The 14,823-nt window shown below is 38.1% G+C and carries 12 protein-coding genes; 3 read left to right on the top strand and 9 right to left on the bottom strand.

Going from position 1 to position 14,823, the window contains the following annotated elements; all coding sequences use genetic code 11:
* Positions 1–12: 12 nt before the first annotated feature.
* The 8 genes from QE404_RS08675 to QE404_RS08640 form a co-directional block, all read right to left on the bottom strand.
* The gene (locus QE404_RS08675) at positions 13–162 is read right to left on the bottom strand and encodes a hypothetical protein (protein ID WP_307449331.1); all 150 of its coding nucleotides are present in this window, start codon (positions 160–162) and stop codon (positions 13–15) included.
* A 10-nt stretch (positions 163–172) separates the two neighbouring features.
* Positions 173–1,039 (bottom strand): hypothetical protein, encoded by an 867-nt coding sequence (locus QE404_RS08670; protein WP_307449329.1) that lies wholly within the window; start codon positions 1,037–1,039, stop codon positions 173–175.
* 51 nt (positions 1,040–1,090) lie between these two features.
* Entirely contained in the window at positions 1,091–1,570 is a 480-nt protein-coding gene (locus QE404_RS08665; RefSeq protein ID WP_307449327.1) for a hypothetical protein, read from the bottom strand.
* Complete coding sequence (locus QE404_RS08660) at positions 1,567–3,231, bottom strand: hypothetical protein (RefSeq protein ID WP_307449324.1); 1,665 nt, start codon at positions 3,229–3,231, stop codon at positions 1,567–1,569. Before QE404_RS08660 ends, QE404_RS08665 begins: the two co-directional genes overlap by 4 nt.
* A gap of 261 nt (positions 3,232–3,492) precedes the next feature.
* Entirely contained in the window at positions 3,493–4,014 is a 522-nt protein-coding gene (locus QE404_RS08655; RefSeq protein ID WP_307449320.1) for a hypothetical protein, read from the bottom strand.
* Positions 3,980–5,500, bottom strand: a complete 1,521-nt coding sequence (locus QE404_RS08650) for a DUF6402 family protein (RefSeq protein ID WP_307453382.1) — start codon at positions 5,498–5,500, stop codon at positions 3,980–3,982. Before QE404_RS08650 ends, QE404_RS08655 begins: the two co-directional genes overlap by 35 nt.
* Positions 5,501–5,696: 196 nt before the next feature.
* Entirely contained in the window at positions 5,697–7,580 is a 1,884-nt protein-coding gene (locus QE404_RS08645; protein WP_307449319.1) for a type VI secretion system Vgr family protein, read from the bottom strand.
* A gap of 355 nt (positions 7,581–7,935) precedes the next feature.
* Positions 7,936–8,817: an NmrA family NAD(P)-binding protein gene (locus QE404_RS08640; protein WP_307449316.1), complete on the bottom strand. Its 882-nt coding sequence runs from the start codon at positions 8,815–8,817 to the stop codon at positions 7,936–7,938.
* A gap of 73 nt (positions 8,818–8,890) precedes the next feature.
* Between QE404_RS08640 and QE404_RS08635 the strand changes: the two genes are divergently transcribed.
* The gene (locus QE404_RS08635; RefSeq protein ID WP_307449314.1) at positions 8,891–9,280 is read left to right on the top strand and encodes a winged helix-turn-helix transcriptional regulator; all 390 of its coding nucleotides are present in this window, start codon (positions 8,891–8,893) and stop codon (positions 9,278–9,280) included.
* Positions 9,281–9,645: 365 nt separating this feature from the next.
* Here QE404_RS08635 and QE404_RS08630 read toward each other — a convergent pair whose 3' ends face one another.
* Positions 9,646–9,870 (bottom strand): hypothetical protein, encoded by a 225-nt coding sequence (locus QE404_RS08630; RefSeq protein ID WP_307449311.1) that lies wholly within the window; start codon positions 9,868–9,870, stop codon positions 9,646–9,648.
* 318 nt (positions 9,871–10,188) lie between these two features.
* Here QE404_RS08630 and QE404_RS08625 point away from each other — a divergent pair, with 318 nt between their 5' ends.
* Together QE404_RS08625 and QE404_RS08620 are read left to right on the top strand one after the other, a co-directional pair.
* Positions 10,189–12,960 carry a hybrid sensor histidine kinase/response regulator transcription factor gene (locus tag QE404_RS08625; RefSeq protein WP_307449309.1) on the top strand — a complete coding sequence of 924 codons (2,772 nt, stop codon included), beginning with the start codon at positions 10,189–10,191 and terminating at the stop codon, positions 12,958–12,960.
* 524 nt (positions 12,961–13,484) lie between these two features.
* The gene (locus tag QE404_RS08620) at positions 13,485–14,798 is read left to right on the top strand and encodes a sugar porter family MFS transporter (protein ID WP_307449306.1); all 1,314 of its coding nucleotides are present in this window, start codon (positions 13,485–13,487) and stop codon (positions 14,796–14,798) included.
* Positions 14,799–14,823 lie beyond the last annotated feature (25 nt).

Here is a 14,823-nt window from a genome sequence, read left to right as displayed (position 1 = left end):
ATTTTTCTGTTTTTAATATGGGAGTTTCTGATATTCCTGACGAGGATGGTCTGTGCTTTTATTTTCGTTCCCTGAGAGAAAATCCAGACCTCCGAATAAAGACATACCCTGCATGGTATCATCCTTCCTGATTTTCTTACAGCCTGCTCTGCAATTCTTCATTTCATCTTTTTTATAATTCCTCATGGCTGATCTCTTTTATATGATAGATAATTTTCTTTTGATAGTTTTCTCCCAGAGAAAACTCTATGGTCAGTTTATGCTCCAGCACTTCTTTGGTTGTAAAGTCTAATAAGATCTGCCCTTTATATTTGTCCAGTTTCGGAACATCTGCTTCACGGTAAGCGATTTCCTTTCTTTTCATTTCTCCGTAAAACATTTCCCAGTTTTTCTCTGAAGGAATGGTGCCTGCATATTGTACCAGTAATAATTCATCATCACAGCGCATGGCCTCCGTCTGTATACATTCATCAATATCTATTACGGTATTATCCATAAGATTACGGTAGCGTACGCTATGCTTTATCTGATGATCTTTCTCATACCTTCCGTAAAATTGATGAAGGATCATCCCAAACTGATTGTTTTTTAAAAAATCCTTACCCACAAGATTTTCTTTTTGGTAAAATCCTCTTAAAAATTCATAAAAATCTTCTGCCTTTTTACCGACATAAGATCTGGAAAGTCTTTCTACCGCTTTTTCCATTCTGTCCTGAAGAGCCGGCATGTTCTGTATATTTTTTAAACGGCCGTAAGGATCAGTGATCAGCACTGCATCATGATTGATATCTGCAATTCTGGTTAAAAAATCTTTTTCGGACAGCGAAATTTCCTTATCCCGGTGCACCCGGTCGAAAGTCTCGATATGGTATTGATATACTTCTGTGTCTAAAAGCTTCAGCGTTACATGAAAATTTTTGTTGAGCTCGCTTCTGTGGGTTTTCCCATTGGTAGTGGTATACGCATTACAGGAATAGCGATAAAATTTCTTTCCTTCTGAAAGGTTCAGCTTAATCTCTATAGGAAATACGGGCTCCATAATTTTCACTCATTTTATAACTTGCTACTGCTGATTCAACCATTAGTCTATTTAAAAAACTACTTTCCCACCAGAGGAAACCCACTGGTTTTTTTTGTTCCATGACCCGTCACAATCCTGCTGCATCTGCCGTATTATTTTGGCTTTTTTCAGATCGATGATGGCACACGTATAGTTTTCATGAAGAGTGCTGTCTGTATCACTTTCATGCACATAATCTTTGATGACGGAATCTACCACAACATAGTTTGCATTGGGAGAAAGCCGGGAAAAGAGTTCACTTCCACTGCCTTTGTATTCATTTCCTTTACCCACTTTTATGCGTTTGTTTTTCTTTACAATATAGAGGTTGTACCATAATTTCATATTGCTGTTGTAGGAAGCATAGTACAATGATACAGTATCATTTAACGGAACAATGGTATCTTTCTTTACCATCGTATTCTGCACCTCATGATTGCGCCTGGAAACGGTGTTGCCACATGTAATACAGATCCCTAAGATCATTATGATGAATGCGCTTTTTTTCATGACAGATTGGAATTTTTTTTCATTTTTCCATACCGCTTATCCATATCGGTACCTCTTCTTTTATTACCGTAATCATCAAGGATTTCCTGCTCATACTCGCTGTGCATATTTCCCCATTCTGCTGGGTTCCTTGATAGATTCTCTAATTTTTCACCTTCTTTTCTGGTTTTATTTTCTTTAGCTGTGTTGGCATCTTTTTTTGCGAAAAAACGGCCCAGTGCAGCCCCGAAATCATCTTTTACAAATCCCGGTCTGTTAATATGGTGATCCAAAACCGTGGCTTTACCCAACTTTGATTGTAAATAATCTGATAATTTATAGGTGTAGCCTGTAGGTGTTAACGGCAGTACAACCTCTTTTAATCTTTTGATAAAATCCAGTACCTGTTTTTCCTGAAATGATTTATCGATAACAGCATTTACGATTGGCTGCAAAGGCTTACATTCTACTGTTTTTCCGAATAAAGATTCTTTACAGTTTTCTCTGATTTTATTTGATAATGTTTTGCCGGTAATTTTTTCCGCTTTAGGATCTGATGGATCTTTATAGTATAGAATTCCGGAGTCCACCGTCCATCCACATGATACAAACAGCTCGTCATATTTTTCAGGATATTGAGCCTTGAATTCTTCAACTTGTGTCGTAAACTCACCTTTTCCAGTATGGTCCACGGTTTTCTGCATGGCTCCGGCGGTTAATATCATCTGTTCACCGGAAAGGTCCCAGTCATAGGATTGAACGGAATCTAATTTTCCTTCATTTTCAGACATTCCCACCAGGATCGCTTTTTCTTCCGTTGTAATTTTCTTATCTTCAATTAAAGCATCCCAATCGGCATAATTCTCAAGCTTTTTTGATCCCCAGTAGGCTGGTCCGTATTTTCCGCTGTACCGGGTACAGGTAATATCATAATTGTTCCCACAATTACAATATCGGATCTCAAACCTATCATTGTCTTTATTCAGAAACTCATGGGTCTCATCCGGGAATTTCACTTCATCCTCCGTTTCTTTCACCTCGGCCTTGAAATACAAAAATGCATTTCTATCGTCTCTTTTGTTAAATTGATCTATCAGTTTTTTTAAATCTTCATCACTTTTCGGGCGCATCGTTATTTCTTTTGCGTAGACCAATGTTCCGTCAATGGTGAAATCAATAATACTTTTCTCCGTCTCACCATCCAGAAACCTGACAGGATTCTCATATATGTTTTCTGTATGGGTAAGCTTATTTTCATGGATTTCCACAGAGAGCTTTCCACTGGCTCCCTGACACTCTGCAACCACCCATACTTTCTTTTTAATGGTGGTGCTGTTTATTCTCTCAAAATCAAAATCGGGGCTGCCATCCGCTTTTTTTGCCTGGACTTCTTCTTCCCAGGTGATTTTTACCGATTCTTTGGCGCTTAACCTTACGGAGTCTTCTTTTTCGGCCTGAATGTTTCTTCTTCCTTTTTTTACATACTTCTTTTTTACATCAGATACCTGGCCGCCGCTTTTTACAGTATAGGTTTCTTCTTTAGTCTCCCAGGTCATTTTAGGCACCTGTTTCGCAAAATATATTTTCACCACATTCACTTCATGATCTACCTGATGCGGCAGATCATACACCTTTTGATTGGGGTTTGCTGCATATTCATCTTGTCCCTGTGCTTCACTCATACCATTTTATTTTGAGCTTATTAATTAAAATCCTTTCCTTATATTGTGTTCCTAAATCTTTGATTACTTTCAATCATAATTTTGAAGGTAAATCTTTCAGTAGCTATGAGCATCTATGCAGCTACGTCTAATCTTTTTTTTCAGAATTACAGTGACTAAGTACTGTTACGCTAAGTTTATTGTTTAAGCAGGTAGCTAAGCTTTCTTTTTTTGTATAGTAAACTGGTAACTCATTCTGTAATTGCCGTTTTCTGTTTTTCCTCAAATACTGGTCTGAGAATTACTGTTGATAAAGGTTCTGTACTTTTTAATAATAAAAAATGATACGGCAAAAACGAACAGGTTAAAAGGTATTGCGCTTACAACAGCTAAACCGCCCCAGGTTAAACCATAAAACATATCTGAAAATATTTTTTTTAAAAAATCAGATCCTTGGGGAAAGTAACCTGCATTCATATCAAAAAAAGACCATAAAAGACCAGAAAAAAGCAGAGAAGGTACGATCCAGAGCACATAAAAAATGAGGTAGAACATGCTGTTTTGAATCGTCTTTTTGGTTCTTCCCAATAGTACCATCGTTATCATAAAAAAAATAGCAAATATCATTATAAATGAATAAGGGTACGTCCAGTGATAGGCAGATCCCAAAGGAGACCCCACCACTTTATCAACGAGTTTATCCAATATAAAATAGAGTACTGACGTAGCGACATAAAAAACAACACTACATAAAACAGCATATGATAATCTATTCAATTTCCTGAGGGGAAGCATTAAATTCATGAGATACATTTAAATATTTTACATCAGTATATAGGTTAAAATCCATTCCTTTCTTATAATCTTTCCTCCAGTCCCTATAAGATTTATTCTCTATCTTATAATAAGTAGGCATTGTCGGTCCATATGGATTTACCGATACGGCATTATTTTTAGGCGACCAGTCACCCAGGTATTCACTGGCTGTTATAAAATCGAAACTGTCCTTTATGTAAATTCCGATTTTTGTGATTTTAACTCGATAATTATTGTTTTTCCTCGTAATTGTTCCAAAAGCAATGACTCTAAACTGGCAACTTGCCAGGGCCCCAAACAAATCGTCTAATGGTTCCATTGAAAAAACATTTTTACTGATATTATAAGAAACACTCTGATAGTAGTATCTCTCAAATAACGGCATGGATTCCTGCGCCTTTTGTCCTCCTAGCTTAGGCTGTTCGATATGATCAAACTTTTGTATTTTACTTTCAGATACCCCGAAATTGACTGTTTCGTTATCTTTTTTAGGAAGTTTTAAATTGACGTTAGGATTTTTTACCATCTCTTTAATCCTTTTTTTCAGGAGCTTTATAGCATTTTCCGATTTCCATTTTTCTGTAATAATCTTATCATATTCAGTTTTCATTCTGGGATATGATAATACCCAATCCATGGATAATAAGCCAACTTTAGGATCAATTAACCAAGGTTTATCATTTTCATTGCCAGTAAACCAAATGTCTTGTAGCATTTTAGCTTTTGACCATTTTAAAGCGGCTTCTATCTTTGGAACAAACTCAACTGCATGAATTTTGAGGTAATCAGTTTCTTGCGGCAGTTCATAGGTTGTATCTTCAAGTTCAATTTTTGCATACAGATATAAAATACTTTCCTCTCCTTTTGTAAACAGATCTGCGGTTAACGGGAAATTGATATAATTTTTTTCAGAGGCAATGATGTAATTTTTTTCATAGACATGATCATCATTAATGGGACCTGTATCTGATTCATATACCATAAATGTGATCTTTTTTCCTATGGCTGCTTTATTCGCTTCAAAGAAAAAGTGTAATTTTTCATCCCCATAAGGATGCAGCTTTATTTTTTGATTATTTTGATTAACCCAATACCCTAAAATGATAGTAGGCTTATCGTTTTCAATACTGGACTTTATACTCTGAGCCTTTGGAATAGGTTTGGCAACAGCCGTATTAAAATCAGGATCACAGGTGATAAAAGATTCTTTTACTAAAGTTGTTTGTTCCTGTATAATCGAGGTTCCCAGGTTTTGCCATGGACTCAATTTTATAACGCTCATGCAGGGTGGAGGAGACATGTTTCTTGCCGGCCATTTGGGATGTCCGCAGGTTCCTTTGAATTGGAGATTGACCATATTATTTCCGTCACCCTCTGTGGCAAATATCTTATCCTGAAGGTTTATTTCATTAGAGGTCACTTTCAGTTCTCCGGGCCCCTGGGCATAGGGGCACTTCAGCTTGGCGCCGTGCATGACCATTTCTCTTTTTTCCGTAGGAGAATCTTCGGTGGATTTTTTTTCTTTTTCTGCTCTTTTTTCAGAAAGTTTCTGATCGTGCGCTGAAGTATTCTGATCTTCCATGTGGTAATGTTTTGGATTCAATTGTAGGGGCGGAAATCACATTTGCAGTCAGCAATGAAAATTGATATTTCATCACCCGAAACAAGATCTAGCCTTTACTTACTTTAACGTCTTTTCCTCCCTGGAATACAGCCAGGGATGTTCCTCTCAGTTTTAAATCACCTTTAGAGGTCTGTATATCAGCTTCTCCGGAAATACTTTTGAATGCATTGCCGGTACTTTCCGTCTGATCCCGCCTTACGGTAACGGTTTTATTTTCTGAGGTCTGGGTATATCTTTTGGTAATAGATTCGGTATGGTCATTTCCAACATTCAGGGTGCTGTCCTGTCCAATCTTAGTGGTCATATTTCTGCCTACGGAAATGTGCATATCTTCTCCTGCAGTGAAGGTGATGTTCTTTGGTGCAGTAACGTGGATGTTTCCCTGGCCGTCCATAAAATAGGTATTTCCGCTTGGGTCTTTAATGGTTACGCTCTTTTCTGCATCATTCATGAGTACCTTAATACCGCTTCTTGTCTGTATTGATTTCAGATGGTTGTCTACGCCTCCTCCAAGGCCTACCTGACCATGAAACATACCACCCATGGCAAATGGGAAATCAGGATTGTGATACTCAAATCCTACCATCACCTGATCGCCAACCTCAGGAACGGCTACAAAACCTCTGTTTTGGGAGACTGCATCTGTTCCTCCGGCATCAGGGCTCATCATTCTGATAAAGTGTGTCGTACCATTGAGCTGCCAGTCAAACTGAACCTGTATTCTGCCCTGGTTCAAAGGGTCCGTGTTAGATATGACGGTGGCTATCTGTGGCTCAGCTCTCGGCATTTCAAAATCAGGTCTTGGCATAAAACCGGTACCTTCTGCTATGGCTTCAAAGCTTCCTGTATAATATCCTCTTGCATTCACTTCATGGCTCAATTCAGTGATCATAAGTGTTGTAAAATGGGAGGTTTCATTGGTGTCTGTCTTCCTCATGGCCAAATCTGCCACACAACCAATATACATGAAAGGAACGGTTGTCTGTCCCGTAACGGTAAAGACCTCTACCGCTTTACTTCCTCTTGCGCTCTTTTGAGAGTCGTCCACATCCAGAAACATATTGGCATTCACGGGAGTGGGGGTGAGGGAGCGGGTAGTAAAAATAGTTTCATTAAGTTCATAAGCTTTGGAGGACAATGCTCCCAAATGTTGTATACGTTCATCGGTACCCAACATTTTAGTATGGCTGCTGCTGCTGTAGCCAAAATATTCCGGCTTAATATGAACCGCTTTCAGCTCTACGATCACATCATTTACATTGCTGCCATATACCAGCTGGATCGGTTTTTCTGAAGAAGGAAGCTTCCCGAAATGAAGGACTTCGCCATCATAATAGAACTGCTCTCCGTAGGCTTCTGCAATCCTTTTAAGGTAATTGTAATGGGTCTCATTGTATTGTGAGCTGTAAGTGATGTAGCTTTTGTTCTGGGTGTCTACCCTGAAATCGAATTTATTGTTCCCGAAGGTTTCCCGAATGATCTGGCTGGCAATAATATGGGTATTCACCGGCTGATCTCCTCCGAAGCTTTGCGTATGCGGAGCCGCATCCATGAGGATAGTAGGGCTTTTTCCTTTTAAGACAATATTACCCAGGCTCATTTTTTCCTGACTGAAGGCTACCTGTGTGATGAGGCCTACAAATGTTCTCTCGGGGCTATTGCTTTCTGCATCCTTATATCTGAAGATAACGGTGATTCTTTTTCCTAAAAACTTTTGGGCCTGCTCCAGGTTGTGGTTTTGTCTATCACCCAGGGAGTCATGAGCCAATACCAGTTCAAAATCATGGTGCTTTCTTGCACTCTGCTGTAAACGAAAGTTTTTAAAGTGCTTGATAGCCCTGCCCTCAACCACAATTTCCAGCTTTACCACACGGTTGATACCCGCAATGTGGCTGTCTGAAACTTTCTCAGAATTTGAAGCGTTTTTCATAATATTGTGTGCGTATTTTTGGTATTATCTCACCGAATTTAGATAAAAAACACATTACTCAATGTAATTTATCAGTTAATCTGCAAAATTGTAGTAAAACTACGACTGGCAGAAATATGCTCAGAGTAACTTAAAGTGCTATACCACGAAGGGCAATGTATTTTCGATATACATTATTCTTCACATTCAAGACATTGTATGTGTGTGGTTCAACAGTTGATACATTCACCTGACTTAACAATTATCAGAAGGTTATTTTTTAAGTGTACATACTTCAAAATTATAAAACCGCATATCGCTTTGAACGTCTATGCGGTTTCACATCAATTATTGTTACAACTTGTTCGAATTAATTTTATTTGTTTAAAGCCTGTAGCTCTTTGATTTTATCAACGCCTTCAGCATCCAGCCATTCTTCAAAACTTGTCAGCTTTGGCATCCAGGATGAGATCAACTCATAGTCGATAGGATCATAGCCTTCTTTGGCAATCATCTCAACGAGTTTTGCAAACATTTCGCTTTGCTGATGCAGCATTTCGACAGGAATCTGTATGAATTCGATTTTTTGATTCAATTTGTCTTCCAGTAATTTCCAAACATGTTTGGGTGTTAATAGTTTACCTCCAAAATCAATTGTTTTTCCATTGAAATCATTATAGTGCTGAAATATAATACGTGCAAAAGTTCCGATATCTTTTGTAGCAACCCAAGGTATGGGGATTTCTTCAGGCAACGGATTAATAAATTTTCCTTCACCTAATCCGAAACTTGGTAAGAGTAAGTTTTCCATAAAGGATGCAGGTCTGATCACTGCACCTTGCAATTGACTTTCAAGCAGGTATCTTTCTATAGTAAATTTAAATTTCGGACGGAACAGATCCTGTTTGTCCGAAGCCATAACGGAAGAGTACAGCACGAACTGAATGCCCTGTTCTTCAGCTAATTTCAGAGTCTGTATGCCTAATGCTGCTTCAGCTTCATCGGTTTCCACATTTGAGATCCACACGGGAGGTAAAACGAGATACAAGCCATCTACTTTGCTTAATGCATCTTTTAAAACAGCCACATCTTCCAAATCACCTTTTACCAGTTGGGCTCCGGCTTCCTTCAATTGCTCAGCTTCCGGCGATTTCGGATTTCTGGTAAGTGCAAACACGTCAAAACCGTTTTGTAATAATTCATACACTGTGGCACTTCCTTGTTTTCCTGTAGCACCGGTTACCAATATTTTTTTCATGTTACAATTCTTTTAAACAAATTTAGTTTCTCTGTTTAGTATATTTGTATTTGGTAACCTGTAGGAAAGTACTATGGAAAAGAAGATAAAACCTTGTATAGAAAATGAGCAAATCCTTAAACAAAGATTTATAGCTTTACGGGACACTTTGGATCTTTTAAGCGGGAAATGGCGTTTTTCTATTCTTTTGGATTTGCATTACCACGAAAAGCTTAGATTCAAAGATTTTTTTAAAGTTTCAGAAGGCATTTCTCCCAAAGTTCTAAGTTCCGAGCTTTCATTACTGGAATCACACCGATTGATAGAAAAGAAGCTTGAATATACATCCACTCAGGATATTACGTATTATGTCCTGACCGAGCATGCACAGGAAATCTGGGTGGTACTGAATACATTGATTGATTTTGGTCTTTCTAACCGCGAACAAGTGATACAATCTCTTTCTCCCGGTAAGGTAGATTGATTATTTCATGAATTTACTAAGGTTACTTTAAGAAAAAGATGATAAAAAATATAAAAAAAACCGACATAAGAGCATTAAAACCTCAGATGTAAATCTTGTTGTGAACTTGACAGGACTCTGCTCACAACATCTATTAGTATATATTGACAGTATTTTGAAGGTGTTAAAAGATATATTAGTGATAATTTGGTATATAAAAAAAAATTAAAAATTTGTAATTGTATTTGAACTTCTTCTAATAAATTACTTGGTGACATAATTATATTCTCACAGGTGGCATTCAAAATCTATTAAAATTAGATGTGCATTAATTAATGTTGTAGTGCTAAAGTAGAATTTTCGCAGCGCGCATCATCAAAGATTGTTCACCAATCCTGAAAAGAAAAATAACTCCCGGAGATGTTTCCGGAATGTGATGGAAGAAAAGTTTCCATGAACCAAACTGCCGCTGCTCTGTCATCATCATAGGTTAATCCATCGCTGGCTGTCGGGATATTGCTGTTATAAACATCGGACTGACCAATGAACGCAATTTTTCTGGATTGGACGTTGATATGTCCTGCAAACAAACTTAGATAAAGTTTTCTCATAATTTTTTTACTTATGGTCAATATTGTTTATTCCTGTTGTTCCCAATCTATCGGCAAGCAGGATTGCACATTTCACCTTTTGTTCAAATGATTTGACCTTGCATTGATGAATGGATTTTTGCTGCAAAACCTTTGTCTGTCGAAGTTCATTAAAGGTGTGATGAGGGTGCTTTCAGAAGATTTTTACAATGATGTTACAAAACTTATAAAATTGTAACTTCTTAATATTGTTAGATCAATAGCCTAATGCTTAATTAAGATAAAATACTCTCATCAAAAATTGTTGGTGTAAAACAACTTTATTAATATTGTGTTAATATGTCTACGAAAAAAGTTTTTAGAACGTTTGGTTTTCCCAAAGTTTCTATCGTTTTATTTTTATTGCTGATGATCTCGCATGCCTGCAAGAATGCTTCCGAAAAATCGGATAAAATAAAAATCGGCTTTTCGCAAGGTTTGGGAAATCATCCCTGGAGACAGGCTATGAATCATTCCATGGAGATTCAGGCGTCTTTGCATTCTGAGGTGCAATTAAGCATTAGAAAAGCAGAAGGGTCGGTTCAGCAACAGATAGGGGATATTCAGAAAATGATTGACAATAAAGCGGATATTATCATTATTTCACCTATCGATCCTAATTCACTGGTTCCTGTGGTGGAAAAAGCCTTTGCAAAAAAAATTCCTGTGATTTTGGTGGATAGGAAAATCAATTCTGATAAATATGCCACTTATATCGGTGCTGATAATGTGGAGATTGGCAAAGAAGCAGCGCAATACATCATTTCAGATTCTAAAAATTTAAAAAAAATCATTGAAATAAAAGGTGATGATAATTCTTCGCCCACAACAGAAAGGAGTCTGGGATTCCGGCAAACGATCAAAAACAATCCGAATACGGAATTGATAAAAACTTTTAAAGGTCTTCCTGCTGAAGCATTCAGAAAAACTTTGGATTCATTAGGAAATCAAAGCCTGTATGTTTTTGCATTCAATGATGACTTGGCTGCACAAGCGTGGCAGGTAGCGAGAAATATCGGTGTGGAAAATCAAATCAAATTCATCGGTGTGGATGGTTTGAACACCAAAGACGGTGGAATTCAGATGGTTTTGGATGGTAAATTTAATGCCACTTTGCTTTATCCTACCGGCGGAACGGAAGCTATCGAAACCGCCATTAAAATTTACAACGGGCAAATTCCACCGAAACGCATCAAGCTCAGTACAACCATTATCGACAGGTTTAATGCAGAAATCATGCGCAACCAGTTCGATAAAATCATCGAACAGCAGGGTGTTATCGAAAATCAGGTGAATGCCATGAAAAAGCAGACCGAACTCTATTCTTCCCAGAAAGAATTATTCCGATGGTCTGTTGTTCTTCTGATTCTGATGTTTTGTCTGATTGCCTATGCTATTTACCTGATTTATACCATTAAAATTAAAAATAAACAGCTTACCCTCACTAATGAACGTGTGACGATTCAGCGGAATCAGATTGAAACCATTGCTAACGAGCTCAAAGAAAGTAATGAAGCGAGAGTGAACTTTTTCACCGGTTTATCCCACGAATTCAAAACGCCGATAACGCTCATCCTGAGTTCTTTGGAATCACTGAAAGATACTCTTAAAAGCAAAGGTACAAAGCCGTCTTATGAGCTGGAACTGATAAATAAAAATTCAAACCGTCTGCTAAGGTTGGTAGATAATCTTTTGGATTTCAGGAAAATAGAAAATAAAACCTTCAATCTAAGGGTTTCCAAAACCAATATTTATGATTTCACTTATGGGATTTTCAGGGATTTTGAAAATGAGGCCAAAAAAAGGAATATTAAGTTCGAAATCCATTCCGCAAACAAAAATCTGGAACTGTATATTGACAGAAACCTGATGGATAAAGTCTATTTTAACCTTTTGTCAAATGCTTTTAAGTTCACACCGGACAATGGGAAAATTGAAATTACGATTCACGAAAAAGGAAATCAGGCGGTTATCAGCTTTAAAGACAATGGTATAGGAATCCCGGAAAAAGAAATCAGCAACGTTTTTGAACCCTATTTTAAAGGTTCCAACAACCGGAAAAACAGCTCGGGAATCGGGCTTCATCTCAGCCGTCAGTTTGTGGAGCTTCATCTAGGGAAAATTGAGGTCAGTTCTTTTCAGGGAACAGAATTTAGCATCAGCCTTTACAAAGGGAATAAGCATTTCAATGAAGACCAGATGATACAAGAACCGAGTGTTATGGATGCGGAAACGTTGGCAAAAGAAGATGTTTTTGACTTGGTGGAAGAAGGAAGTTTTATGCAAAGCCAGGAAAATCCAGGTGATCGGTATTCTTTGCTTTTGGTGGAGGATAATTCGGATTTGTCGTTTTTCCTCAGCAATAAGCTTCAGACAGAATTTGATGTGATGGTTTCCGATGGTACAGATGCGATTGATAAGGCGATAAGCGAGATTCCCGACATCATTGTCTGCGATGTGAATCTTCCTGAAAAAAACGGCTTTGAAATCTGTGAAATTCTGAAAAAAGACCTCAGAACATCTCATATTCCTGTCATTCTTCTTACGGCTTTGAATAATAAGGAATCTTATCTTCAGGGACTGAAATCCGGAGTTGATCTTTATCTTACGAAGCCTTTCAGCTATCCGATCCTGACACAGTCGCTGCGTTCATTGCTTTACAACCGCGAAAAACTACGTTATTATTACACCAACAACATCGGAAGAATTGTGGACAGCAAATCCTTCGGAAGTATGGAGCAGACGTTCGTGAACAAGTTGAATCAGATCATCAAAACTAATATCGACAATCCAGATTTTTCAGTGGAAAATCTTGCCGATTTACTAAATATTTCAAGAATCCAGCTTTACAGGAAAATAAAAGCAATGTTTAATGTGAATGTAAGCGACTACATCAACAATATTCGTTTGGAACAGGCAAAATCGATGCTGCAAAATCCCGGACTGACGATTTCCGAAATTGCTTATAAAACCGGCTTCTCTTCCCCTAATTATTTCTCCACGGTCTTCAAAAATAAGTTTGGGGTTTCTCCGAATGTGTTTAAGAAGGGGTTTAGTGAGGAGAATAATTAATCCTTACAGATCTTTTCCTATGTTTCCCGAATAGAATGGTAAATATCCGTGCGAACGATATCGTTGTAAGCACTAATAAGGCATATGTATCCGGGTGAACAATGATGTATTGCTTTCTCAAAGTATTCATCTTATAAAAACCAAAGCCGTAAATTCCCAAAACCCCACCTCAAATTTCGGTCACTCTTCCCATACTAACATTCGTTCATATTTCTGAAAATCCTCATAATCCACGTAACATTTTTATAGAATGGTGTTACATTTTTGAAACATCATTATCATAGTTTAAAATTATATCAATTTTAAAGTTTTGATTTTCAGTTAATTAAAATTAGTTAACAAATAATTAACCTTGACGAAATATTTTGTTACATAATTAGACCTTCGCATTCCTGTCCCGGAATATATTAGCCACAAACAAAGTAATATTTTCAAAAGGTGAAATCGCTATGGTTTGTAAACACATGCATCAATGAAGAATAAGCGATTTTATTTGACCATTAAAAAATAATAAATATCTATATATGAATAAAATTGTGATGTGGTCTGTCACCGCAGCGTTGGCAGGATTTCTCTTCGGGTTTGATGTTGTGGTGATTTCCGGGGCTGATAAAAAATTACAGGCACTCTGGCATAGCTCAGACGCCTTCCACGGTGCGGTAGTCATGGGAATGGCATTGTGGGGAACCGTTATAGGAGCCATCTTCGGCGGAATCCCAACCAATACATTCGGAAGAAAGAAAACCTTACTGGCCATCGGTGTATTATATGCACTTTCCGCCATCGGAACAGCATTTTCCAACGACCCTTATCTCTTTGCATTTTTCAGGTTTATGGGCGGTTTAGGTGTTGGTGCGTCTACCGTTGCTGCACCGGCTTACATTTCTGAGATTGCACCGGCAAAAGACCGTGGCCGACTCGTTTCGCTCTATCAGTTCAACATTGTTTTGGGGATTTTGGTGGCCTTCTTATCCAATTATCTACTCAGCGGAATCGGAGATAACGACTGGAGATGGATGCTTGGTGTCCAGGCGATTCCGGCAAGTATTTATACACTTTGCGTGCTTATAATTCCGGAAAGTCCAAGATGGCTGGTATCCAAAGGCAGAATAGAAGAAGCTAAAAATGTAATGAAAATCATCAGTCCGGACCAGGATTCCGACACGCTCATCACACAGATGGAAGATGACCACGCCGAAGCGCCGAAGGAGAACATCTTTATGAAAAAATACCGTTTCCCGCTGATGCTGGCTTTTTTGGTTGCCTTTTTCAACCAGATGTCGGGAATCAACGCCTTCTTATATTATGCACCAAGGATTTTTGGTGAGGCCGGGTTGGGTGAGAAAACCGCACTGCTCAGCAGCATCGGAATTGGAATTGTCAATATGGTTTTCACCCTCGTTGGTGTTAATCTTATCGACAAAGTTGGCAGAAGAACCCTTATGTACATTGGTTCTATCGGCTATATCATTTCATTGGGACTCGTTTCTATGTCATTTTATTTCCATTGGTCGGGCTTGGCGATTCCTGTATTTTTATTCCTGTTTATCGCTTCTCACGCCATTGGACAGGGAACGGTGATCTGGGTTTTCATTTCCGAGATTTTTCCGAATCATCTCCGTGCATCAGGACAGGCATTCGGAAGCTCTACGCATTGGGTTTTGGCAGCGATAATTCCGTCCCTTATTCCAACGTTATTTTCAACGATTGGCGCCGGAACTGTATTTCTGGTATTCACGATCGCAATGGTATTCCAGCTATTATTTGTGATTTTTATGATGCCGGAAACAAAAGGTGTATCACTGGAAAAATTAAGCAAAACACTTACAAAAGAATAAACCCTTCAAAATCTTCGAGATAAAA

Source organism: Chryseobacterium camelliae (assembly GCF_030818575.1).
In the GTDB taxonomy this organism is placed as follows: domain Bacteria; phylum Bacteroidota; class Bacteroidia; order Flavobacteriales; family Weeksellaceae; genus Chryseobacterium; species Chryseobacterium camelliae_A.
Note: the sequence above shows the minus strand (reverse complement) of the source record. Positions and strands in the feature narration are given on the sequence as shown.

Coding starts and splice junctions, on each gene's coding strand:
- QE404_RS08660 (WP_307449324.1), bottom strand. CDS start 3,231: ATGAGTGAAGCACAGGGACAAGATGAATATGCAGCAAACCCCAATCAA.
- QE404_RS08670 (WP_307449329.1), bottom strand. CDS start 1,039: ATGGAGCCCGTATTTCCTATAGAGATTAAGCTGAACCTTTCAGAAGGA.
- QE404_RS08675 (WP_307449331.1), bottom strand. CDS start 162: ATGAAGAATTGCAGAGCAGGCTGTAAGAAAATCAGGAAGGATGATACC.
- QE404_RS08640 (WP_307449316.1), bottom strand. CDS start 8,817: ATGAAAAAAATATTGGTAACCGGTGCTACAGGAAAACAAGGAAGTGCC.
- QE404_RS08635 (WP_307449314.1), top strand. CDS start 8,891: ATGGAAAAGAAGATAAAACCTTGTATAGAAAATGAGCAAATCCTTAAA.
- QE404_RS08655 (WP_307449320.1), bottom strand. CDS start 4,014: ATGAATTTAATGCTTCCCCTCAGGAAATTGAATAGATTATCATATGCT.
- QE404_RS08645 (WP_307449319.1), bottom strand. CDS start 7,580: ATGAAAAACGCTTCAAATTCTGAGAAAGTTTCAGACAGCCACATTGCG.
- QE404_RS08630 (WP_307449311.1), bottom strand. CDS start 9,870: ATGAGAAAACTTTATCTAAGTTTGTTTGCAGGACATATCAACGTCCAA.
- QE404_RS08625 (WP_307449309.1), top strand. CDS start 10,189: ATGTCTACGAAAAAAGTTTTTAGAACGTTTGGTTTTCCCAAAGTTTCT.
- QE404_RS08665 (WP_307449327.1), bottom strand. CDS start 1,570: ATGAAAAAAAGCGCATTCATCATAATGATCTTAGGGATCTGTATTACA.
- QE404_RS08620 (WP_307449306.1), top strand. CDS start 13,485: ATGAATAAAATTGTGATGTGGTCTGTCACCGCAGCGTTGGCAGGATTT.
- QE404_RS08650 (WP_307453382.1), bottom strand. CDS start 5,500: ATGCACGGCGCCAAGCTGAAGTGCCCCTATGCCCAGGGGCCCGGAGAA.